21 protein-coding genes are annotated in these 21,752 nt (G+C 66.0%); 7 read left to right on the forward strand and 14 right to left on the reverse strand.

The window, feature by feature from the left end; genetic code table 11:
* Window positions 1-15 precede the first annotated feature (15 nt).
* On the forward strand, window positions 16-1,677 hold the full coding sequence (locus ATO9_RS11405; protein ID WP_043748892.1) for a tetratricopeptide repeat protein: 1,662 nt from the start codon (window positions 16-18) through the stop codon (window positions 1,675-1,677).
* 182 nt (window positions 1,678-1,859) lie between these two features.
* On the opposite strand, the gene ATO9_RS24285 is transcribed toward ATO9_RS11405, so the two are convergent.
* Entirely contained in the window at window positions 1,860-2,243 is a 384-nt protein-coding gene (locus ATO9_RS24285) for a hypothetical protein (RefSeq protein WP_162183069.1), read from the reverse strand.
* Window positions 2,244-2,419: 176 nt separating this feature from the next.
* On the opposite strand from ATO9_RS24285, the gene ATO9_RS24290 reads away from it, so the two are divergent.
* Window positions 2,420-3,004, forward strand: coding sequence for a hypothetical protein (locus ATO9_RS24290; RefSeq protein WP_162183070.1), 585 nt, complete (start codon window positions 2,420-2,422; stop codon window positions 3,002-3,004).
* A gap of 146 nt (window positions 3,005-3,150) precedes the next feature.
* On the opposite strand, the gene ATO9_RS11415 is transcribed toward ATO9_RS24290, so the two are convergent.
* The 7 genes from ATO9_RS11415 to ATO9_RS11445 all read right to left on the reverse strand — a co-directional run bounded on the left by ATO9_RS11415 (window position 3,151) and on the right by ATO9_RS11445 (window position 9,335).
* Window positions 3,151-4,038, reverse strand: a complete 888-nt coding sequence (locus ATO9_RS11415) for a polysaccharide deacetylase family protein (protein ID WP_043748897.1) — start codon at window positions 4,036-4,038, stop codon at window positions 3,151-3,153.
* Entirely contained in the window at window positions 4,035-4,451 is a 417-nt protein-coding gene (locus ATO9_RS11420; protein WP_043748900.1) for a nuclear transport factor 2 family protein, read from the reverse strand. The genes ATO9_RS11415 and ATO9_RS11420 overlap by 4 nt, the downstream gene beginning before the upstream one ends.
* Before the next feature lie 10 nt (window positions 4,452-4,461).
* Window positions 4,462-5,118 (reverse strand): aspartate/glutamate racemase family protein, encoded by a 657-nt coding sequence (locus ATO9_RS11425; RefSeq protein ID WP_043748902.1) that lies wholly within the window; start codon window positions 5,116-5,118, stop codon window positions 4,462-4,464.
* On the reverse strand, window positions 5,118-5,954 hold the full coding sequence (locus tag ATO9_RS11430; protein ID WP_043748905.1) for an ABC transporter permease: 837 nt from the start codon (window positions 5,952-5,954) through the stop codon (window positions 5,118-5,120). The genes ATO9_RS11425 and ATO9_RS11430 overlap by 1 nt, the downstream gene beginning before the upstream one ends.
* A gap of 1 nt (window position 5,955) precedes the next feature.
* Window positions 5,956-6,753, reverse strand: coding sequence for an ABC transporter permease (locus ATO9_RS11435; RefSeq protein WP_052418310.1), 798 nt, complete (start codon window positions 6,751-6,753; stop codon window positions 5,956-5,958).
* Window positions 6,754-7,039: 286 nt separating this feature from the next.
* Window positions 7,040-8,311, reverse strand: coding sequence for an ABC transporter substrate-binding protein (locus ATO9_RS11440; protein ID WP_043748906.1), 1,272 nt, complete (start codon window positions 8,309-8,311; stop codon window positions 7,040-7,042).
* Between the two features lie 49 nt (window positions 8,312-8,360).
* Window positions 8,361-9,335, reverse strand: coding sequence for an ABC transporter ATP-binding protein (locus tag ATO9_RS11445; protein WP_043748908.1), 975 nt, complete (start codon window positions 9,333-9,335; stop codon window positions 8,361-8,363).
* A 242-nt stretch (window positions 9,336-9,577) separates the two neighbouring features.
* On the opposite strand from ATO9_RS11445, the gene ATO9_RS11450 reads away from it, so the two are divergent.
* Both ATO9_RS11450 and ATO9_RS11455 read left to right on the forward strand, forming a co-directional pair.
* Complete coding sequence (locus ATO9_RS11450; protein WP_043748910.1) at window positions 9,578-10,264, forward strand: GntR family transcriptional regulator; 687 nt, start codon at window positions 9,578-9,580, stop codon at window positions 10,262-10,264.
* Window positions 10,261-11,094 (forward strand): GNAT family N-acetyltransferase, encoded by an 834-nt coding sequence (locus tag ATO9_RS11455; RefSeq protein ID WP_043748912.1) that lies wholly within the window; start codon window positions 10,261-10,263, stop codon window positions 11,092-11,094. The genes ATO9_RS11450 and ATO9_RS11455 overlap by 4 nt, the downstream gene beginning before the upstream one ends.
* 1 nt (window position 11,095) lies before the next feature.
* On the opposite strand, the gene ATO9_RS11460 is transcribed toward ATO9_RS11455, so the two are convergent.
* The 6 genes from ATO9_RS11460 to ATO9_RS11485 form a co-directional block, all read right to left on the reverse strand.
* A complete protein-coding gene (locus ATO9_RS11460; RefSeq protein WP_043748913.1) occupies window positions 11,096-12,037 on the reverse strand; it encodes an ABC transporter permease in 942 nt (313 codons plus the stop codon).
* On the reverse strand, window positions 12,034-13,086 hold the full coding sequence (locus ATO9_RS11465) for an ABC transporter permease (RefSeq protein ID WP_043748916.1): 1,053 nt from the start codon (window positions 13,084-13,086) through the stop codon (window positions 12,034-12,036). Before ATO9_RS11465 ends, ATO9_RS11460 begins: the two co-directional genes overlap by 4 nt.
* On the reverse strand, window positions 13,076-14,617 hold the full coding sequence (locus tag ATO9_RS11470) for an ABC transporter ATP-binding protein (RefSeq protein WP_043748919.1): 1,542 nt from the start codon (window positions 14,615-14,617) through the stop codon (window positions 13,076-13,078). The genes ATO9_RS11465 and ATO9_RS11470 overlap by 11 nt, the downstream gene beginning before the upstream one ends.
* Before the next feature lie 263 nt (window positions 14,618-14,880).
* Entirely contained in the window at window positions 14,881-15,870 is a 990-nt protein-coding gene (locus ATO9_RS11475) for a BMP family protein (protein WP_043748922.1), read from the reverse strand.
* Between the two features lie 259 nt (window positions 15,871-16,129).
* Window positions 16,130-17,422: an amidohydrolase family protein gene (locus ATO9_RS11480; RefSeq protein WP_043749707.1), complete on the reverse strand. Its 1,293-nt coding sequence runs from the start codon at window positions 17,420-17,422 to the stop codon at window positions 16,130-16,132.
* Between the two features lie 151 nt (window positions 17,423-17,573).
* Window positions 17,574-18,476: a LysR family transcriptional regulator gene (locus ATO9_RS11485; RefSeq protein ID WP_043748924.1), complete on the reverse strand. Its 903-nt coding sequence runs from the start codon at window positions 18,474-18,476 to the stop codon at window positions 17,574-17,576.
* 124 nt (window positions 18,477-18,600) lie between these two features.
* On the opposite strand from ATO9_RS11485, the gene ATO9_RS11490 reads away from it, so the two are divergent.
* From ATO9_RS11490 to ATO9_RS11500, 3 genes are read left to right on the forward strand one after another with little or no spacing between them, the layout of a single operon-like run.
* On the forward strand, window positions 18,601-19,716 hold the full coding sequence (locus ATO9_RS11490) for a BMP family ABC transporter substrate-binding protein (RefSeq protein ID WP_043748926.1): 1,116 nt from the start codon (window positions 18,601-18,603) through the stop codon (window positions 19,714-19,716).
* A gap of 7 nt (window positions 19,717-19,723) precedes the next feature.
* Window positions 19,724-20,827: an ABC transporter permease gene (locus tag ATO9_RS11495; RefSeq protein WP_238318731.1), complete on the forward strand. Its 1,104-nt coding sequence runs from the start codon at window positions 19,724-19,726 to the stop codon at window positions 20,825-20,827.
* Window positions 20,824-21,747 (forward strand): ABC transporter permease, encoded by a 924-nt coding sequence (locus ATO9_RS11500; protein WP_043748931.1) that lies wholly within the window; start codon window positions 20,824-20,826, stop codon window positions 21,745-21,747. Before ATO9_RS11495 ends, ATO9_RS11500 begins: the two co-directional genes overlap by 4 nt.
* Window positions 21,748-21,752 lie beyond the last annotated feature (5 nt).

Here is a 21,752-nt window from a genome sequence, read left to right on the forward strand (position 1 = left end):
GGGAATTTTCACCGCATGACCGATTATCCATTCGACCTTGGCGCCTATTCCCGTCACGTATCGACACAAAGCGCGGACGCTCAGACCTGGTTCGACCGGGGCCTGAACTGGACCTTCGGCTACAATCTCGAAGAAGCCGTCCGCTGCTACCAGCGCGCGACAGAAGCCGACCCGTCCTGTGCCATGGCCTGGTGGGGCATCGCCTACGCCGTCGGCCCCCATTACAACATGCCCTGGTGGAGAATGGACCCGGCCGGCCAGGCTGCATCGCTCGAAGCGGCGCGTGGCGCGCTGCAGCAAGCGCTCGGGCTGATCGAAGGCGCGTCGGCGTCGGAGCGCGCCCTGATCGAGGCATTGCAGGCCCGCTATCCGCACCCCACGCCGGCCGACGACATGAGCCCCTGGGACGATGATTATGCGGATGCCATGCGCCGGGTCCATGCGGCCTTTCCCGACGATCTGGACGTCGCCTGCTTCTTCGTCGAGGCCATGATGAACCGGACGCCATGGCAGATGTGGGACCTTGCCACGGGCACCCCGGCAGAAGGCGCCGACACACTGGAATGCCGCCGCGTGCTGGAACGGGCCTTCGAACGGGCCGAGGCCTGGTCCCATCCCGGCCTGCTGCACCTCTACATCCATCTCATGGAGATGTCGCCGACGCCCGAAGCGGCGCTTCGAATGGGGGATGCCTTGCGGACCCTGGTGCCGGATGCGGGCCACCTCATCCACATGGCCACTCATATCGACGTGCTTTGCGGCCAATACCAGAATGTCGTGCACTGGAATCAGGCGGCCACGGCGCCGGACCTGCGGTTCTTTCAGCGCGAGGGGGCGGAGAATATCTATACCGGTTACCGTCAGCACAATTACCATTTCACCATTTACGGCGCGATGTTCCTGGGCCAGATCGGCCCCGCCCTGGAGGCCGTTCGGGGCCTGCGCGACACGACCCCGGAAGAGGTGCTTCGCATCCCGTCGCCGCCCATGGCCGACTTCTTCGAAGCCTATCTGAGCTTCGAGCCGCACATCCTCGTGCGTTTCGGACGCTGGCGCGACTGCACCGAGCTGGCTTTGCCCGAGGATCAGGAGCTCTACTGCACGTTGACGGCGTTCGTCTGGTATGCACGCGCGTTGGGGCATGCCGCCTTGGGTGAAATTGCCGAGGCCGAGGCGGCGGAGGCAGAATTTCAGGCCGCTCGGGGCCGAGTTCCCGAAACGCGGGTGCTGCACAACAACACCATCGTCGACCTCCTGGACATTGCCGACGCGATGCTCACCGGCGAAATCCTCTACCGCAAGGGCGCCTTCCCGGCCGCCTTCGACCATTTGCGGCGCGCCGTGACGGTGGAGGATTCCCTGCCCTATGACGAACCCTGGGGCTGGATGCAGCCCACACGCCACGCGCTAGGCGCATTGCTTTTCGAACAGGGGCAAATCGAAGAGGCCGAAGCCGTGTTCCGCGAAGACCTTGGTCTGGGCGGCACGATGCGCAGGGCCACCATCCATCCCGACAATGTCTGGGCTCTGAAAGGGCTTCACGATTGCCTGCAAGCACGCGGCGAAACTGTGGAAATCAAGCAAATCAAACAGCGCCTCGATCTCGCCCAGGCCCGAGCGGACACCCCGGTCAAGGCCCCATGCGGATGCGCCCAGGCGGCATTGGTTGCCGAGTGAGGTTTTGCTCCTCGGGGCTTTCGGTGGTCCGTTAGCGAAGTTGCGCCTCAACGTCCGACCTGCCTTGGCACGTTGTTCGCGGCGTCCGGATAGTGGTCCATTAATTGTGGCTACGTCAGGTTTGTGCCGTTAGAGCCAATCGCTACCGTTCAGCAAATCCGCTTCAAGCGCCACGACCGTTTTCATCGCGATTGGCCAGCGGTATCGCGCCCAGAATCCTTAGACTTTTCCCATTTGTCGAATGCACCTGATAGCCGCGCTTCTTCGACGCGCAAGGCCGTTTCTATCTGCTCCAGCTCGCTCAATTTACTCTGCAATTCAGAGGCTTTTCGAAGGTTTATCTGCCGGCGCCATCGACGCCATAAAATGCGGGATATCGCGAGGCAAACCATCAAAAACAAGGCAAACCAATTTGGGTTTTCAAAACCGGCGGCAGACAAAAAGAACCGAATTACCACGAAGGTAAACAGAACTACCGCGATTTTTCCGAGGATATTGAACTCGTGGATGCGCGGGCCGTAGACTCCATTGCTATCGGTAGTCCAAGAATCATTGTGACCTTCCATGCTCATCCACCTTATACAGCTGACTTGATTAGTTGAGCACGATGATAGCTTTTTTGCTCCAGCACACCAACGGTTGAAAACCAGTAAGTTCCATCAAGTCCGTATGATCAGCGAAAATCTTTAGCAAAACCAACTCCTGTTGACTCAACCGAAACGAACATCGGCGAGCAGGCGCTTTGGCCGCACCGCGCAACTTGGCCGGTCAAACAATGCTGCACGACGCCATGGATGACCATATAGGGGCAGTTGCGCCACTGCAGAACCGATTTGCGCAGATGTCCGATAGCGGCCACGCGCGCCCCAATTGGCCGAAAACTCCAGACGGGCGGTCTACTGAGGCATTAAATGACCGTTTTGACCTCAAAAGGGCCATGCCGCAACCTGAATGGACTTCTGCATTGCGAGTTGCAGAACGCTCCATTTGCTTTTATCTTAATCACATGCTCAATGTCGCCGACGCCCTAAGGTCATTGCTAACTGCTAATGCTTTCATAGCATTTGCGATCGCCTTCTATTGGCATGCAAGGGTCATCTTCACGCTATTCAATATCTCGAACTGGGACGGTGCGTTTCTTCCGTGGAAGGCTTTGAGAAACCCAGCCAGCTTTCAAAACAGTTTCCGCCGGTTCATTGCGGGAGAAATTTTTCCCGAGCTACGGCGAAAGTGGTCTATGGCTATCGGATATGTGGCAGTGAGTTTCTTGGTGCTCTTCTTGGTGGATGGTTTTTTACAGATAGTCGCCCCAGAACACCTTCTGTGACAGGAGCGCCAGTGGAGCATCGCCAACAAAGCTGCCGTTCAATTTGTGTGATCCAACGGCCGCTCCGTCCGCATAGCGGCCATCCGCCCCGAACACGCAGCAACGTCCTCCGCCGCCTTGGGGCCACCTAAGCGCCCCTGCCCCCCTCAAACCAACCGGTCCGCCAACGTCTCATGGCAATACCGGCTGATCTCGCCGGCACGGGTCAGCCAGATGTCGTCGCGCCGGGCCGCTACATGGGCCAGCGCGCGGCGCAGGTGGCGCAGGCGGTAGGGCTGGCCCACCAGGTAGGGATGCAGGGCGATGCCCATGACCAGCGGCTGGGCCACCGATTGCTCCAGCATCTCGTCGAAATTGTCGATGATCATCTCCGCGAAATCCCGCGCCCCGTCCTTGCGGGCGACGATAGCGGGGATGTCGTTGACCTCCTGCGGGTAAGGGAGCGAAAGGAGCCGCCCGGCGCGGGTGCGTATCCAGACGGGCTGGTCGTCCATGCACCAGTTCAGCGTGTAGCGATAGCCCGCCTCGGCCAGCAGGTCGGGGGTGACATGGCTTTCCGATATCCAGGGGCTCAGCCAGCCCTCGGGCGCCACGCCTTCGGCACCGGTCAGGATATCCGTCGCCTCCTCGATCAGGGCGCGTTCCTCGGGTTCGGGCAAAGGTCCCTGGCGTTCGGCATTGGTGCGGCCATGGCCCGCGATCTCGTCCCCGCGGCGGCGATGCGCCTCCAGCAGCGCGGGGGCGTAGTCGTACATGGCGGAATTGACCAGCACGGTGGCCGGCAGGTCGAGCCGGTCCAGCAGATCGAGCATCCGCCACGCCCCCACCCGGTTGCCGTAATCGCGCCAAGCATAGTTCAGCACGTCGGGCTGTTCGACCGCGGGGGCCAGTTCAGCCCCTGCCCCTTCGCCGAACGCGAAATGTTCTAGGTTCACGCCCAGGTAGACCGCCAGCCGCTTGCCGCCGGGCCAATCGTAATCGGGACGCCGGTCGATCGGCACGTAATCGTAGCGGCCGTGGCCCGGCAGGCTCACAACGGCGCCTCGGCCAGGCCATGGGAATGCAGCAGGATTTCCGCGCTGTCGTTCCAGACCTGAGTTTCGGTGATCCGCCCGTCGCGCACGGTGAAGATGTCGATGTATCGGTTGGTCTCGAACGGCGTGCCATCGGGCCATTCGCCGTAAAGGTAGCCGGTGTTGAAGACCCGTACCTCTCCGGTTTCGGGGTCGAGCGCGGCATCGGTGCGCAGGAACCGCTTCTTGACCCAGGCATAACGCCTGGCGTTGAAGGCGGCGCTGTCGGCGGGGCCGGACATGCGCCGCCCGCCGGTAAAGGTCATGCGGAAATCGGGCGCCAGCCAGGCCGAGGCGCCCTCGGGGTCGGGCACCATCGACAGCTCGAGATAGGTTTCGACGACTTTCTTGGCCTCGGCCACCGGATCGCTCATCACGTCCTCCTCAGGATGCCAGGGCGACATAGCCCGCCGCTGCCTGAGCCAGCCAGGCCGCCGCCGACACGCCGTCGATCAGCTGCACCCCGGTGCGCGCCTGTAGATCGCCCTGCAACGGCGCCATGCCGGCACAGCCCAGGATCACCGCGCCGGCGCCGTCCTCGTCCCGTGCGCGGCAGATCTCGGTCGCGAGGGTCGCGCGGGTGGCGGGGCTGCCCTCGTCGATCTCGAGCACCGGCAGGCCACTGGCCCGGACCGAGGCACAGGCCCCCGCGAACCCCATGGCGGCGATATTGCCCTCGATCACCGGGATCGACACGGGCAGCGAGGTCACGACCGAGAACCGCCGCCCCAGCATCAGCGCCATCAGGTAGCTCGACTGGCCGATCCCCAGCACCGGGCAGCTGGCCGCCGCCTGCGCCTCGGCCAGGCCGGTATCGTCGAAACAGGCGATCACGATGGCATCCGCCCCCTGCACGCCGCGCACCAGGCGCAGCACCCCGGGCACGGCCGCATCGCCATCCTCGGGCCCTTCGATGGCGGGCGGGCCATCGGCATTGGTCAGGGCCGTGATCTCGGCCCCGGGCATGGCCTGCCGCGCGACCTGCGCGATCCCGGCGGTCATGGACGCCGTGGAATTCGGGTTGATGTAGACAAGACGCATCACACACCCTTGCCCGCGTCAGAGCCAAGCCGGGCTCGCCGTTTCGCCATCACCCAGGCGCCCAGCAGGAAGACCCCGATGATCGCAAAGGAAAACAGTGTCGTCAGCGTGCCAAGCGCGTAGATCACCGGCGAGGTCACGTTGGTCGTCATGCCGAACACCTCGAGCGGCAGCGTGTTGTAGCTGCCCGCGGTGAGCAGGGTCCGGGCAAATTCGTCATAGCTCAGCGTGAAGCCGAACAGCGCGACCCCGATCAGCGACGGCGCGATGATCGGCAACACCACGTGACGGATCGTCTGCCAGGAGGTCGCCCCCTGGTCGCGCGCGGCCTCCTCATAGCTCTTGTCGAAGCGGTTGAAGACCGCGAACATGATCAGCAGGCCGAAGGGCAACGTCCAGGTCAGCTGCGCGCCGAAGCCCGACGTGGCCCAATGCACCTTCAGCCCCAGCTGGTTGAAGATCAGCCCGATCCCCAGCGAGATCAGGATCGACGGGATCACCAGCGAGGTGATCGCGACGTAGAACAGCAGCCCCGAGCCGACGAACCGCTTGCGGAAGGCCAGCCCCGCCATGACCGACACGACCACGGTGGTGACCATGACCATCAGGCCCAGCCCCAGCGACCGGCGGAAGGCGCCCCAGATATCGCCCACGGCCTGTTCCTGGAACAGGTCGCGGAACCAGTGGACCGACACGCCCCGCATCGGGAAGGTCAGCCCGCCCTGCGGCCCCTGAAAGCTGAGGATGCCGATGGTGATCGTGGGCCCGTAGAGGAACAGCACGAACAGGCAGAAGAAGGCGGCGAGGACGTAGAACGAGATCGGACGCTTTTCCATCTCACAGCTCCTTGCGGATATTGACGAAGCGCAGCAGGATCCCGATGACCATCAAGACGGTCAGCAGCAGGATCACCGCCGTCGCCGCGGCCGACGGGTATTGCAGCAGCGAAATATCGTTCGAAATCAACCGTCCGACATTGGCGCGCTGCGATCCGGACATGAAGCGCACGGTGATGAAATCGCCCATCACCAGCGTCACCACGAAGATCGTGCCGATCATGATGCCCGGCTTGGTCAGCGGCAGGATCACGTGGCGCAGGGTCTGGAACCCGCTGGCGCCATTGTCGCGCGCGGCCTCCAGCAACGACCCGTCGATCCGCATCATCGTGTTGAAGATCGGCACCACCATGAACAGCGTGTAAAGGTGCACGAAGGCCAGGATGACCGAGAAATCGGAATAGAGCAGCCATTCCAGCGGCTCGTCGATCAGCCCCCAGTCGATCAGGGTCGAATTGGCGATGCCGTTGCGCCCCAGGAAGGGGATCCAGGAAATCATGCGGATGATGTTCGAGGTCCAGAACGGGATCGTGCAGAGCAGGAACAGCGCGATCTGCATGGTCTGCGACCGCACGTGGAAGGCCAGGAAATAGGCCACGGTGAACCCGATCGCCAGGGTCAGCGCCCAGGTGATCGCGGCATATTTGAAGGTGGCAAAGAAGACCCGGTAGGTCACTTCCGACCCGAAGAGAAAGGCGTAATTGTCCAGCTGGAAATCGGGATAGATCGAGAACTCGGTCGCGCCCCAGAAGCTCACGATGACGATCATCACGATGGGCGCCAGCAAAAAGCCGATCATCACCACGCTCAGCGGTGCGGCCTGCAACCAGCCCAGCACGTCCGGGCTCAATTTCCGCCCGGCGCGCTTTGCCGGCGCCGGCTGTGCCGGAGGCGCGTCGCCTGCCATGTCTGTCACCGAATTGGCCATGAGCGGACCATCCTCTTCATCTTGCCGAAAATACTCTCGGGGGGTGCGGGGGGGCAGACAGCCCCCCGCCTGCGCCGCGGGCCGCGTGGCCCGTGGCAATCAGATCGTGTCACGGGCCCCGCAGGGCCCGTGGCCTTTGGATCAAGCGGTCTTTGGATCAGGCGGCGATGAACTCGTTCCACTTGCGGACCATGTACTGGTTCTCGTCCATGACGGCGTTCCAGCACGCGACCGATCCCATGCGGTCGTAGAAGGACCCGCCATCGCGGACCTCGCCGGCCTCGGCCAGCTTGTCGCCGGTGGGCGAGGTGATGACGTCGGTGGCTTCCTTGCCCTCGAACCAGTAGCCCCACTCGTTTTCCGACATGAACTCCTTCGAGGTTTCCGGAACGGCCGAGTAATAGCCCTGGCGCATCAGGTAGCCGCCGACCCAGCCCGACAGGTACCAGTTGATGTATTCGTAGGCCGCATCCAGCTCCATGCCGGACAGCGACGACGACAGGCCGATGCCGCCGCCCCAGGACCGGTAGCCCTCTTTCAGCGGCTGGTAGACGCAGGGGATGCCGCGCGACTTGACCGCGGTGATGGCCGGCGACCACATGGACTGGATCACCACTTCGCCCGACGCCATCAGGTTCACCGACTCGTCGAAGGTCTTCCAGAAGGCGCGGAACTGCCCGTTGCGCTTGGCTTCGGTGAAGATCGCGAAGGTGGCGTCGATTTCCTCCTTCGTCATGTTGCCCTTGTCGCCATACTGGATCTCGCCCATGGCCTCGCAGACCATCGCCATGTCCATGATGCCGATCGAGGAGATGTCGAGGATCGAGGCCTTGCCCTTGAATTCGGGGTTCAGCAGCTCGGTCCAGCTTTCGATCGGACGGCCGATCAGGTCGGGGCGGATGCCCAGCGTGTCGGCGTTGTAGATCGTCGGGATGAGGGTCATCCAGTTGGTTTCTTCGTCCGCGAAGGTCTTGGCGCCCGGTTCGGGGATGAAGCCAACGGTATGCGGCGCGGTGCCCTGGGCGATCTCGGAGTCGGGCGTCAGCTTGCCCGAGCGGAAGATGCCGACGATCTTGTCGTAATTGGCGATCTTGGAGGTATCCATCGCCTGCAGGTTGCCGGTCGGCCAGACCTTCTTGCAGATCCAGTATTCGATATCGGCGATGTCGAAGCTGTCGGGCTGGGTCGCCGCGCGCTGCGTCACGCTGTCGGAATCGAGCGCGGTCATCTCAAGCGTGAAGCCCAGGTCTTCCTTCACCTTGTTGGCCACGTCGTTCAGGTTCGACACGCCGGTGCCGAACTGGCGCAGCACGATGTTCTTGGTGTCCTGCGCCCACAGCATCGGGGCGGGGAACGCGCTGGCCGCGAGGGCTGCGCCACCCGCCTTCAGCATGGAGCGGCGGGAATATCCGACCTTGGGTTTTGCCATTGTAAGTGTCCTCTCTGTCTTCGGGATTGGTCTTGTTGATGATCGGCCGTCAGGCCTGGAGGCGGTGGACCCGCCCCTCGTCCCAGGCGAGGCTGACCGTCTCGCCCGGTGATTTCGGTGCCTTGAAGAAGGCGTCTTCGGGCAGGACGGCAAAGACCTCCTCCCCGGCTTCGGTGCGGGCCGACAGGGCCACCGTGGCGCCCTGGTATTCGACCGCCACGACCGTGGCCGGCAGACCGGCCTCGCCCAGGCTGATCTCGTCGGCGCGCAGCGCGACCTTGTGGCCGTTCAGGCTGATCACGTTGTGGCCGCCCATGAACCGCGCGACGAATTCCGTCTTGGGTGCGCCCCAGACCTCGCGCGGGGGGCCCGATTGTTCGATCACGGCGTTGTTCATCACCACGACCTCGTCGGCCAGCGCCAGCGCCTCGTCCTGGCCGTGGGTGACGTGGATGAAGATGATGCCCAGCTCGCGCTGGATGCGCTTCAGCTCCACCCGCATCTGGATGCGCAGGAACGGGTCGAGCGCCGAAAGCGGTTCGTCCAGCAGCAGCACCTTGGGCTGGGTGATCAGCGCGCGCGCCAGGGCGACACGCTGCTGCTGCCCGCCCGACAGCTGCGCCGGCAGGCGGTCGCCAAAGGACGACATCTGCACCAGGTCCAGCATCTCGTCCGCCTTCTTGTGGCGGGTCGCCTTGTCGACGCCCTTCATCCGCTGGGAAAAGGCGACGTTGTCACGGACCGACAGGTGCGGAAACAGCGCGTAGTTCTGGAACATCATCGCAGTGCCGCGCTGCGCCGGCGAAAGGCCCGACACGTCCGTGCCGTCCAGCAGGATCGACCCCTCGCTGACGCTTTCATGCCCGGCGATCATCCGCAGGGTCGAGGACTTGCCGCACCCCGACGGCCCCAGCAGGCAGACATAGCTGGCCGGTGCGAATACATGGTTGATATCGTGCACCGCGACCGTGTCGCCGTAGCGTTTCGTCAGGTGCACCAGTTCCAGATCATAGCCCGTCCGCATCGCCGCTCCTCGCGTTTGACTTGCATCGACCATGTCGCGGCGGCGCAGCATTGGTGCAGGGCTTTTGCAGGTTTCGGGGTCAGAAAAATGTCTTTGCCCAAGTATTCACCACTTTGCCCATCAATGCGCACATTTTAGAGGACATTTTTGTATACAATACTGCCGACACATTCACGACGCGGCGATCTGGTTGCGCCGGACGCGCCTTCGCAGCAGAATCACTGCAAGACCTGAGAGGTGCCATGAACGAGTTGAGATCGAGCCCGGCCACCGCCGAATCCGTCGCGGCGGACCTGGAGCGGGCCATTCACGAACATCGGCTGCCGCCGGGGACCAAGCTGGGCGAGGACGAGCTGGGCGAGGTTTACGGCATCAGCCGCACCACCGTGCGCGCGGCGCTGCAAAGCCTGGCCCATCACCGGCTGGTGGAGCTGCGGCGCAATCGCGGCGCCTTTGTCGCCCAGCCCACCGTGCGCGAGGCCCGCGAAGTGTTCGAGGCCCGCGCCCTGCTGGAGCCGCGCACCGCGCGCTCGGCCTGTCAGCGCATGGATGCGGACAAGTTGCAGACCCTTCAGGATCATATCGACGCCGAACATGCCGCCATCGACGCGGGCGATGCGGGCCGGGCCGTCTACCTGTCGGGCCAGTTCCATATCGAGATCGCCCGCATGGCCGACCAGGCCACGATCGAGGCGATCATCTCGGAACTGGTGGCGCGGTCCTCGCTGATCATCGCGCTGTATTGGCAACGCCGCGCGGCGCTCTGCGAAAGCCATGCCCACCACGCGCTGATCGACGCCTTCGCCGCCGGCAAGGACGACCTGGCCGAGGACCTGATGAAATCCCACCTGCTGGACCTCGTCACCTCGCTCGACCTGCGCAACCGCACCTCGATCCCCGGATCGCTGCGCGAAGCGTTGAGCCAATGACCGCGCCGCTGTGCCGGACCGCGCGGGGCAACGAGATCGCCCTGATGCTGGACTGGGCCGCGGCAGAGGGCTGGAACCCGGGTCTCGAGGACGCCGCCGCCTTTGTCGCCGCCGATCCCGAGGGGTTCTTCGTGGCCGAGGTCGCGGGCGAAGTGGTCGCCGCGATTTCCGTCGTGCATCACGGGACCGATCACGCCTTCCTTGGCCTCTACCTCTGCCGGCCCGATCATCGCGGGCGCGGTATCGGCTATGCCCTGTGGCAGCACGCGCTGGATCATGCGGGCGACCGCAGCGTCGGGTTGGACGGGGTCGCGGCACAGCAGGCGAATTATGCGCGGTCCGGTTTCATCCGCACCGGCGCGACGACACGCTACGAAGGCCGGCTGACCGGCACGCCCTCGGACCTCGTGCGGCCGATGATAGCCGCGGATGCCGCGGCCGTGGCGGAGCTCGACAGGCAGGCCAACGGCTATGCCCGCCCCGCCTTCCTGACCGCCTGGACCGCGCCACAGCCGACGCGGCGCAGCTGGGTGCTCGAGGAAACCGCCCTGCACGGGGTCGTGACCGCGCGCCGCTGTCGCGACGGGGTCAAGATCGGCCCGGTCATCGCGCCGGATGCCGATGCCGCGCTCGTGCTGATCCGCGCCGCCCTGGCCCAGATGCCGGAAGAGCCGGTGATCATCGACCTGCCCGAGGCCAGCCACGACCTGGCCGATGCGCTGACCGCCCTGGGGTTCGAGGCGACATTCGCCACCGCCCGCATGTGGCGCGGCCCCGCGCCTCAGGCCGGGCCCACGCTTCAGGCCATCGCGACGATGGAACTGGGCTGATCTAGCGCTCGCCCCGTCGATAGGGTTGCATCAGCGCCTGCGGCACCCGCGCCCGGCGCGCCATCACGATCAGCGCGACGATCGACAGGATGTAGGGCAGCATCAGGAACAGCTGGTAGGGCACGCCCTCCACCACCGTTTGCAGGCGCAGCTGGAAGGCGTCGAAGAAGGCGAATAGCAGCGCGCCCAACAGCGCCCGGCCCGGCCGCCACAGGGCGAAGACCACCAGCGCCACGCAGATCCATCCCCTGCCCTGCACCATGGTCGGGAAGAAGGAATTGAACGCCGCCAGCGTCAGGAACGCCCCGCCCATCCCCATCAGCGCCGACCCGGCCATGATCGTGCCGATGCGCAGCCAGATCGGGTCGATCCCCTGTGCATCCACCGCATGGGGGTTTTCCCCGGTCATCCGGATCGCCAGCCCCAGCGGCGTGCGATACAGCCCCCAGGCCAGCACCGCGACAAGGATCAGCGCCATGTAGGTCGGTGCCGTCTGGTTGAACAGCACCGGCCCGATGAAGGGGATGTCCGACAGCACAGGCACGGCGAGCGGGCGGAACGGCTCCACCGTCGGCGGGGACGATGCCGTCGGCACCGCCAGGCGGAACACGTAGTAGGAAAAGCTCGACGCGAAGAGCGTGATGCCCAGCCCCGTCACATGCTGCGACAGGCCCAGCGGCACGGTCAGAAGCGCATGCAGGAACCCGAAGGCCGCCCCGCCCGCCGCCGCGGCCAGTATCCCCACCCACAGGTCGCCGCCCGAATAGACCGTCAGCCAGCCCACCATGGCGCCGAAGGTCATGATCCCCTCGATCCCGAGGTTCAGCACCCCCACCCGTTCGCACAGCAGCACGCCCAGCGTGCCAAGGATCAGCGGCGTGGCGATGCGCAGCACCGCTTCCCACATGCCGACGGAGGACAGGATATCGAGAAGAACGCTCATCTGCGGATCCTGTATTGCGCAAGGAAGATCGCCACCAGCATCGTCAGCAGCGACATCGCCACGGTGACGTCGGCGATATAGGACGGGATCGACAGGGCGCGGGACATCGAATCCGCCCCCACGAACATCACCGCGGAAAACAGCGCCGCGGCAATCACCCCGATCGGGTTCAGGTTGGCCAGCATCGCGATGACGATGCCGGAATAGCCGTAATTGGGCGACAGGTCGGTGGTGACATAACCCTTCACGCCCATCACCTCGATCGCCCCGGCAAGGCCCGCCAGACCGCCCGACAGGCAGGCCACGGCGATCAGCGTGCGCCCCAGCGGCACACCGGCAAAGGCGGCGGCGCGCGGGTTCAGCCCGGCGGCGCGGGACCGCATCCCGAACACCGTGCGCGATTGCAGCCACCAGACCACCACGGCCATGACCAGCGCGATCAGCAGCCCCGCATGCAGGCGCGACCGGGCCAGCAGCTTGGGCAGCTCTGCCGCTTCGGGCACCGGCACGGATTGCGGCCAGCCGAAGGCCAGTGGATCCTTCATCGCGCCTTCGATCATCAGCGACACGAAAAGCACGGCAACGAAGTTCAGCAGCAGGGTCGTCACTACCTCGTCCACGCCGAATTTCAGGCGCAGGCCCAGCGGCACCAACAGCAGGATCATCCCCACCACCGCCCCCGCGATCAGGCACAGCAGGATCGCCAGCGGCGCGGGCAAGGCGCCGATGGCCGGGATCATGCCAAAGGCCGCTACGGCCAGCGCGCCCAGGTAGAACTGCCCCTCGCCGCCGATATTCCAGAGCCTTGCGCGGAACGCCACCGCCGCCGCCAGCCCCGTCAGGATCAGCGGCGTCGTGCGCGTCAGCGTTTCCGATATGCCCAGGCGCGACCCGAAGGCGCCCTTCAGGATCAACCCGTAGGCCCGGATCGGATTGGCCCCCGCGATGGCGATCAGCAGGCCCGCCACGATCAGCGCCGCCAGCACCGCGCCGATGGGCGCCGCGATGGTCAGCGCGCGGGAAGGATGGTCGCGACGTTCAAAGCGCATGGGCATCCTCCGCCTCGATGGCCTCGGCGGCGGTCCAGTCGCCCGCCATCATCAGCCCCAGCAGCCGCGCATCGGCGCGTTCCGCCGGGATCGCGGGCGACAGCCGTCCGTTCACGATGGCGCGGATGCGGTCGGACAGGGCGATGACCTCGTCCAGGTCCTCGGAAATCAGCAGGACGCCGGCGCCGCGGCCCCGGGCCTCGAGCAGGCGTTCATGGACCCCCGCGATGGCCCCCTCGTCCAGCCCCCGGCTGGGCTGCGCGGCGACCAGGATCGACGGCCCGGCATTCAGCACGCGGCCCAGGATCAGTTTCTGCATGTTCCCGCCCGATAGCAGCCGGATGCGCCCGTCGACACTGGCGCCCCGGACGTCATAGCCCTTGATGATCTCTTCGGTGGCGGCGCGGGCGGCGGCACGTTTGACCACGCCCCGGGCCGAGAAATCCTCGGACCAGATCCGCTCGAGCACCGCGTTCTCCCATGTCGCCATGTCTCCGATGGTCCCTTCGGCATTGCGATCTTCGGGGATGCGGCCGATCCCGGCGGCGATGGCATGGGGCACGTCGTGGCGCGGCACCTCCTGCCCGTCGATCAGCAGCGTGCCACTGTCGGGCGGATACAGCCCCGAGACCAGCCCCGCCAGCGTCGTCTGCCCGTTGCCCGACACCCCGATGATGCCCAGCGTCTCGCCCGCGCGCAGGCGAAAGCTGACCCCGTGGAGCGATGCCCCGCCCTTGCCGCCAAGCGCGAGGTCGACGCCCTCCAGCAGCACCTTGCCGGGCGTCGCGGGGGGCCGTTCCGGGCGCTGGACCTTGCGGCCCACCATCAGTTCCGCCAACTCCTCTTTCGAGGTTTCGGCGGTCCTGCGTTCGGCCACGACGCGGCCCCGGCGCAGCACCACCACCCGGTCCGAGGCCGACATGACCTCGTGCAGCTTGTGGCTGATGAAGATCAGCGACAGCCCGTTCTCGGTCATCTGGCGCAGCGTCGCGAACAGGCTGTCGGCCTCCTGCGCGGTCAGCACGGCGGTCGGTTCATCCAGGATCAGGATCCGCGCGTCGTTATAAAGCGCCTTGAGGATCTCGACCCGCTGGCATTCCCCGACCGACAGGTCCGACACCCGCGCATCCGGGTCGACCTTGAGGCCGAATTTTCGCGACAGCTCCACCAGCTTGGCGCGTCCCGCAGCGCGGTTGGAGCGGAATTTCCAGAGCGGTTCGGTCCCCGTCAGGACGTTTTCCAGCACGGTCAGGTTCGGGGCCAGCGCGAAATGCTGATGCACCATGCCGACACCCGCCCGGATCGCCGCGCGCGACTTGCCGGGTGGCAGTTCAGCGCCCTCGACACGGACGGTTCCTTCGTCCGCGGTGTAATGGCCGAAGAGGATCGACATCAGCGTCGTCTTGCCCGCGCCGTTTTCGCCCAAGAGCGCTACGATCTCCCCCCGGTCGAGGTGGAGCGAGACATCCTCGTTCGCGGTGACATGGCCGAACCGCTTGGTGATGCTGTCGAGTTCGAGGACGCGGGTCATCGGGCGCACCGGAGTTGTGCCAGGCGTTCCTCTCGCACGGGCTGAAAGCCCGGGCAGCGCCCGACCCTCCCCCCGGGAGGGCGCATTGGCGATGTCATACGCAGCACGGACGCCAAGGATGCTTTTAAGCCTGCAAACAGGTCATACCGCCCGAACGCCCACCCAGGGTCGGGCGCCGCCCTTTGCGCAAAGCGGCGGACATGCGAATGGCGCGACGGTCCCGTCACGCCATCCACCGTTTCTTCGTCAGCGGCGTCAAAGACTTACGCCGGTTCGTCGAAATTGCGGGGCACCTCGAACTCGCCCGCCTTGATCGCCGCGCGGACCTCTTCCATCTTGGCGACCGCATCCGCCGGGGCCACGCCCTCGACATAGGAGATGTCGTTGCCGCCGTCTTCCATCAGGCTGAGCGGGGTGTAGTTCTTGCCCACCGGGTTGCCGGCGGTCGCATCGGCCAGCGCCGCGTCGACCAGCGGCCGGAAGGACCACAGCGCATTGGCGAACACCGTGTCCGGGTAGCGCGGCGTGTAGTCGATCAGCGACCCGATCGCCTTGATGCCCCGCTCCTGCGCCGCATCCGCGGTGCCGATGCGTTCGCCAAAGAGGATGTCCGCCCCGGCATCGATCTGGGCCAGCCCGGCCTCGCGCGCCTTGGGCGGATCGAAGAAGGTGCCGATGAAGCTGACAAGGTGCTCCACATCCGGGTTCACCGCCGCCACACCATCGGCAAAGCCGTTGATCAGCATGTTGACCTCGGGGATCGGGATCGCGCCGACGGATCCGACAATGCCGCTTTCGGTCATCGCGCCCGCCAGCATGCCGGCCAGGTAGGCGGCTTCCCAGTTCCAGGTGCCGAAGACGCCGAAATTGTCGCCCGCCGCCTCACCGGACGACCCCATGAGGAAGGCGGTGTCGGGATAATCGCCCGCCACCTCGCGCGCCTCGCGCTCCACGGCATAGGATTCGCCGACGATCAGGACGTTGCCCGCCTCGGCATATTCCCGCATCGCGCGGGGGTAATCGGTGCCCGACACGCCTTCGGAGAAGGTGTATTCCACCACCCCTTCCTCGTTCGCCTGCACCATCGCGGCATGCAGGACCGAATTCCACGCATTCTCGACCGGAGAGGCATGGATCCCGGCGATTTTCACCGGGGTCTGGGCGCGCAGGATCGAGGGCGCGAAAAGCGTCGTGGCCCCGAGGGCCGCGCCGGTGCCAAGCAGGCGACGGCGGTTCATGAGCAATCTGGACATCTGAATTCTCCCGTGTCGGCCCGGTTTCCGATCCGGGCGGTCTTGTTGGCCCCCGCGCGGCTGGGCGCGGATGGCGACTGGTCCCATCGGGCACGCGGCGCGCCCGCCCTGTCAAGATCGCGGCGCGCGCGGGGGTGACCATACAGGGCCGTATTGCCACCAAATTGGGCAATTCCTGACCATTTGGTCAAGAGACAACTTCCCCGTGGTCACCCGCCCCCACCGGTCAGGCCCCCTTCAACAGCCCGTCATCACCGTGTCAGCTGGCATGGACCGGCGCGTAGCTGGCCGGGTCCAGCGCCTCGGGCCGCCCGTCCAGCGACAGGCGGCTGACCTCGGGCGCGGTTTCGGCGATGACCCTGCCCCGGCGGATCACCTTGATCCGGTTGGGGCGCAGGCGGATCGCCTCGGCCGGGTCCTGCGCCTGAAGGATCACCATGTCCGCATGGCAGCCGACCTCAAGCCCGTAGCCCTCCAGCCCCATGATCCGGGCCGAATTCACCGTGACCGCGTCGAACATGGCGCTCTTGTCGGCCACCGATCCCATCTGGGTCGCGTGCACGGCCATATGCGCCACGTCCAGCAGATCGCCGGTGCCCATCGAATACCACGGGTCCATCACGCAATCCTGGCCCAGCCCCACGGGGATCCCCATCTCCATCAGCTGCGGGATGCGGGTCAGGCCGCGCCGCTTGGGATAGGTGTCGTGGCGGCCCTGCAGCATGATGTTGATCAGCGGGTTGGGGATCGCGGCCATCTGCGCCTCTGCCATCAGTGGCAGCAGCTTGGAGACATAGTAATTGTCCATCGAATGCATCGAAGTCAGGTGCGACCCGGCCACCCTGCCCTGCAACCCGAACCGCACCGTCTGCGCGGCCAGCGTTTCCACGTGGCGCGACATCGGGTCGTCGGTTTCATCGCAATGCATGTCGACCATCAGCCCGCGATCGGCGGCGATCCGGCACAGCGCCTCGACCGAGCGGGCGCCGTCCTCCATCGTGCGTTCGAAATGCGGGATGCCACCGACCACGTCGACCCCCATGTCGAGCGCACGGCCCAGCGCCGCCTCGGCCTCCGGCCCCCGGTAATAGCCGTCCTGCGGAAAGGCGACGAGTTGCAGATCGAGATAGGGTTTCACCAGGTCCCGCACCTCCAGCAGCGCCTCTGCCGTGACCAGCCGCGCATCCGAGACATCGACATGGCTGCGCACCGCCATCAGCCCCTTTGACACGGCCAGATCGCAGTAACGCAGGGCGCGTTCGATCAGAGCCTCTTTCGACAGGGTGGGTCGCAGCTCTCCCCACAGGGCGATGCCCTCCAGCAGCGTGCCCGAGGTATTCATGCGCGGCAGCCCCAGCGACAAGGTCGCATCCATGTGGAAATGCGGATCGACGAAGGGCGGGCTGACCAGCAGGCCGCCAGCATCGATCACCTGCCCGGACTCGGCGGAGATGCCCGGTTCCACGGCGGCGATGCGGCCGTCCTGCACGGCAATGTCGATACCCTTGCGCCCGTCGGGCAGCGTGGCGTTGCGGATCAGCAGGTCAAACATGGGCGGGGCCTTTTCGTGGGTCAATGTCGCGTCTTTCGGTTCGCGGCCAGCCTAGGCGCAGGGCAAGGGCATGTCATCACGGGAAAATTCCGGTATGGCCCCGGCGCGCCCGGATCGGCGGCAGCTGCCACCGAATTGGCCAGACCCGGCCCTAGCCCGCGGCCACATCCATCGCCCCGGCCAGCTGGCGGGCAAAATTCGCGGCGGCGACCGGCAGGGTGCGGCCCCGCATCTGCGCCAGGTACAACAGCCCCGGCGGCACGTCGCGGGTGTCGATGGGCCGGGTCACGACCGGGCCGCCCTCGTCATCCGAGGGCAGGCCGATGGGGATCTGGAAGGTCAGCATCAGCTCGGGCCCCGGATAGCAGCGCAGGAATTCGAAACTGTCCGACTCGATATCCGGCACGATCGAGACCGAGGACCGCCGCATCGCGATATCCAGCAGGTAGCGCACGCCGAACTCCTCGCTGGGCATGCCGACGGGAAACTCCGCAACATCCGACAGGCGCACCACCGGCTTCACCGCCAGCGGGTGGTCGCGCACCATGACCACGTGGACCGGCTGCGGCGCCGTCGCCAGGACCTGCACATCGGCCAGCCGCACCGGTTCGAAGACCAGCGCGATATCGGCTTCGTGGCTGATCAGCGCGCGTTCGGCCCGGTAACGGTCGCGCAGGTTCACGTCGAAGGTCACGCGCGGATGTTCGGCCCGGTAGGCGGAAATCTCGCGCGGCATGAAATAGGGCAGCAGCGCCTGGCTGCAGGCGACCCGCACATGGCCGCGCCGTTCGCCCTTCAGGTCCGCGATCTGCGACCTGACCCGTTCCAGGTCGGCGCGCTGGCTGCGGATATGCTGGATCAGCAATTCCCCGGCGGTGGACAGGCGCACGCCGCGCGGCAGCCGCTCGAAGACCGGTGCGCCCAGCTCTTCCTCCAGCGCCAGCAGGCGGCGGTTCAGCGCGGTCGAGGTGATCGCCAGCGATTCTGCCGCGCCCCGGATCGACCCGGCCCGGTTGATCGCGACGATGAAATCGAGGGTTTCCAGGTGGCGCATGGGGACTGCTGCATTTCTTGCATCGCTCTGCACCGTTCTTAGCAGCAGACATCACCAGTGCATAGCCTAACCTGAGTTCCAACCGGCCCCAGAATCGCCGGATCGACCAGGAGAGGGTCCCATCATGCTCAAATCGCTTACACGTCGTCACTTCCTGTCCACATCCGCCGGCTTTGCCGGGGCCGCGGCCCTTGGCGGGCTGTCCGGCCCTGCCCGCGCAAGCGGCGACCTGACCGTCGGGTTCATCTATGTCGGGCCGCGCGACGATTACGGCTACAACCAGGCCCATGCCGAGGCCGCCGCCGTCATCAAGGCCATGGAAGGCGTCACCGTCATCGAAGAGGAAAACGTCGCCGAGACGCAGGACGTCCAGCAGACGATGGAGTCGATGATCAACTTCGACGGCGCCTCGCTGCTCTTCCCGACCTCGTTCGGCTATTTCGATCCCCATATCCTCGAGGTCGCGCCGAAATATCCCGATGTGCGTTTCGAGCATTGCGGCGGGCTGTGGTCCGAAGGCATGCCCACCAATACCGGCAGCTATTTCGGCTATATCGGCATGGGCCAGTACCTGAACGGCATCGCCGCCGGTCACGCCACCAAGACCAAGAAGATCGGCTTTGTCGCGGCCAAGCCGATCCCGCAGGTCCTGCTGAACATCAATTCCTTCCTGCTGGGCGCCCGTTCGGTCGATCCGACGATCACCTGCCAGGTCATCTTCACCGGCGAATGGTCCATGGCCGTGAAAGAGGCCGAGGCGACCAACGCGCTGGCCGATGCCGGGGTCGACGTGGTCACCTGCCACGTGGACGGGCCCAAGGTGGTGATGGAAACCGCTGCCTCGCGCGATTGCTTCATCTGCGGCTACCACGCCAACCAGTCCGACCTCGCGCCCGAGAAATACCTGACCGGCGCGGAATGGAACTGGGCCACGGTCTACAAGGACATGGTCGAAAAGACCCTGGCGGGCGCGCCGATCGACAATTTCGTTCGCGGCGGCCTGGCCGAGGGCTTCATCAAGATGTCGCCGCTGGGCCCGGCCGTGTCCGACGCCGCCCGCAACCAGTTCGAGGCGACGAAGGCCAAGATCCTCGATGGCGGTTTTGCCGTGATCGAAGGGCCGCTCAAGGACAATGCCGGGAACGAGATCGCCCCGGCCGGCACCGCCTACGAGGAAACCGACGTCGCGCTGGAATCGATGAGCTACCTCGTCGAAGGCGTCATCGGATCGACATCGTAAGATGTCGGTGGCGGGCGACCTTCCCAAGGCCGGGGCGCCGTCGCGCGCCTGGGTGATCCCGCTTGCGGCGCGGATCGAGGGGCTGCTGCTTCCCGTGGCGGCCCTGCTGGCGGGGTTCGCCGCCTTCGCCCTGTTCCTGCTTCTGCTGGGCAAGAGCCCGGTCGATTTCTTCGCACTGGTCTACAAGGCGGGCTTCGGCACCGCCTTTTCCTGGTCCAACACCCTGTCCCGCGCCGCGCCGCTGCTGCTGGCCGCGCTCTGCGTCGCGGTCCCGGCGCGGCTGGGCCTGGTGGTGATCGGCGGCGAAGGCGCCATCGTGCTGGGCGGCGTGATGGTGGGCGGGCTGGCCCTGCCCCTGTCGGGCTGGCCGCCGCTAATCGCGATGCCGCTGCTGGCTTGCATGGCCGCCCTGGCCGGGGCGGTCTGGATCGGCGCGGTCGGCGCGCTCCGGCAATGGCGCGGGGTGAACGAAACCATCGCCTCCCTGCTGATGGCCTATATCGCCATCGCCCTGATGAACCACATGGTCGAGGGGCCGCTGCGCGATCCCGCCTCGCTCAACAAACCCTCCACCGCCCCCCTGGCCGAGGCGCTGCGCGTCGGCGACCTGCCCGGATGGAACGTGCATTGGGGCCTCGCCGTCGCGGTGCTGGCCTGTATCTTCGCCTGGGTGCTGATCGACCGCACCACGATCGGGTTCGCCGCCCGCATCGCCGGCGGCAATATCCGCGCGGCCCAGGTCCAGGGCCTGCCGGTGGGCAAGCTGGTGATCGGCTTCACCGCGCTCGGCGGCGCCTTTGCAGGCCTCGCGGGCTATTTCGAGGTCTCGGCGGTGCATGGCTCGGCCAATGCCTCGCTGGCGTCGGGCTATGGCTATACCGGCATTCTCATCGCCTTCCTGGCGCGGCACAATCCGCTGGCGATCATTCCCGTCGCCCTGCTGCTGGCGGGGTTCGAGGCCTCCTCGGGCCTCGTCCAGCGCCGGATGGACCTGCCCGATGCCACCATGACCGTCCTTCAGGGCTTCGTCTTCGTGGCGATCCTGGCCAGCGAAACCTTCACCGGCCGGCTGAACCTGGCCGCCCTGCTGACGAAGGGAGAGCAGAGATGAACGGCGATATCGGCCTCTGGGCGGTGCCCCTGGCCATGCTAGGGGGCGCGATCCGCGTCTCCACCCCCTTCCTCTTCGTGTCCCTGGGCGAGGTCATCACCGAACGCTCGGGCCGGATCAACCTCGGGCTCGAGGGCACGCTCGTCTTCGGCGCCATGTCGGGCTACGCGCTGGCCTTCCTGACCGGGTCGGCCTGGATCGGCGTGCTGGCGGCGGCGCTGGCGGGGGCGATCTTCGGGTTGGTCCACGGGCTGCTCTGTTCGCTGCCGCGCGTCAACGACATCGCCATCGGCATCGCGCTGATGCTGCTGGGAACGGGGCTCGCATTCTTCTTCGGCAAACCCTTCATCCAGCCGGTGGCGCCCGACCTTCCGGCGATCAACCTGGGCTGGTGGTCCGACCTGCCGCAGGTGCAGGCGGCCCTGCGGGTGAACGTGCTGTTCCTGCTGGGCTTCGTGCTGGCGCTGGCGCTGGCCTGGATGTTGCGCCGCACCCGAATGGGCCTGATCCTGCGGGTCGTGGGCGACAGTTCCGACGCCGCCCGTGCGCTCGGCATCCGCCCGGCCCGCGTCCGTATCCTCGCCACCGCATTCGGCGGGGCCCTGGCCGGGGTGGGAGGCGCCTACCTCTCGCTCTTCTACCCCGGTTCGTGGAACGAGGGGATCTCCTCGGGCCAGGGGCTGATCGCCGTGGCGCTGGTGATCTTCGCCCGCTGGTCGCCGGTGAACTGCTTCTTTGCCGCGCTGCTGTTCGGCGCGGCCGGGGCGCTTGGCCCGGCGCTGCAATCGGTCGGCGTGACCAGCGGCTATTACCTGTCCTACGCCGCGCCCTTCGTCCTGACCCTGGTCGTCCTGATCCTGTCCTCGTCGAAATCCGGCGCCCTGACCGGCGCGCCGCGCGAATTGTCCATCACCAAGTAAGTGGA

This window comes from Pseudooceanicola atlanticus (assembly GCF_000768315.1).
Classification (GTDB): domain Bacteria; phylum Pseudomonadota; class Alphaproteobacteria; order Rhodobacterales; family Rhodobacteraceae; genus Pseudooceanicola; species Pseudooceanicola atlanticus.

Bases quoted from the DNA above. Each gene is read 5' to 3' on its own strand.
- ATO9_RS11465 (WP_043748916.1), bottom strand. From the start codon at position 13,086: ATGCGCTTTGAACGTCGCGACCATCCTTCCCGCGCGCTGACCATCGCG.
- ATO9_RS11455 (WP_043748912.1), top strand. From the start codon at position 10,261: ATGACCGCGCCGCTGTGCCGGACCGCGCGGGGCAACGAGATCGCCCTG.
- ATO9_RS11450 (WP_043748910.1), top strand. From the start codon at position 9,578: ATGAACGAGTTGAGATCGAGCCCGGCCACCGCCGAATCCGTCGCGGCG.
- ATO9_RS11445 (WP_043748908.1), bottom strand. From the start codon at position 9,335: ATGCGGACGGGCTATGATCTGGAACTGGTGCACCTGACGAAACGCTAC.
- ATO9_RS11480 (WP_043749707.1), bottom strand. From the start codon at position 17,422: ATGTTTGACCTGCTGATCCGCAACGCCACGCTGCCCGACGGGCGCAAG.
- ATO9_RS11425 (WP_043748902.1), bottom strand. From the start codon at position 5,118: ATGCGTCTTGTCTACATCAACCCGAATTCCACGGCGTCCATGACCGCC.
- ATO9_RS11475 (WP_043748922.1), bottom strand. From the start codon at position 15,870: ATGTCCAGATTGCTCATGAACCGCCGTCGCCTGCTTGGCACCGGCGCG.
- ATO9_RS11420 (WP_043748900.1), bottom strand. From the start codon at position 4,451: ATGAGCGATCCGGTGGCCGAGGCCAAGAAAGTCGTCGAAACCTATCTC.
- ATO9_RS11490 (WP_043748926.1), top strand. From the start codon at position 18,601: ATGCTCAAATCGCTTACACGTCGTCACTTCCTGTCCACATCCGCCGGC.
- ATO9_RS11440 (WP_043748906.1), bottom strand. From the start codon at position 8,311: ATGGCAAAACCCAAGGTCGGATATTCCCGCCGCTCCATGCTGAAGGCG.
- ATO9_RS11435 (WP_052418310.1), bottom strand. From the start codon at position 6,753: ATGATCGGCTTTTTGCTGGCGCCCATCGTGATGATCGTCATCGTGAGC.
- ATO9_RS11430 (WP_043748905.1), bottom strand. From the start codon at position 5,954: ATGGAAAAGCGTCCGATCTCGTTCTACGTCCTCGCCGCCTTCTTCTGC.
- ATO9_RS24285 (WP_162183069.1), bottom strand. From the start codon at position 2,243: ATGGAAGGTCACAATGATTCTTGGACTACCGATAGCAATGGAGTCTAC.
- ATO9_RS11405 (WP_043748892.1), top strand. From the start codon at position 16: ATGACCGATTATCCATTCGACCTTGGCGCCTATTCCCGTCACGTATCG.
- ATO9_RS11485 (WP_043748924.1), bottom strand. From the start codon at position 18,476: ATGCGCCACCTGGAAACCCTCGATTTCATCGTCGCGATCAACCGGGCC.
- ATO9_RS11500 (WP_043748931.1), top strand. From the start codon at position 20,824: ATGAACGGCGATATCGGCCTCTGGGCGGTGCCCCTGGCCATGCTAGGG.
- ATO9_RS11460 (WP_043748913.1), bottom strand. From the start codon at position 12,037: ATGAGCGTTCTTCTCGATATCCTGTCCTCCGTCGGCATGTGGGAAGCG.
- ATO9_RS11470 (WP_043748919.1), bottom strand. From the start codon at position 14,617: ATGACCCGCGTCCTCGAACTCGACAGCATCACCAAGCGGTTCGGCCAT.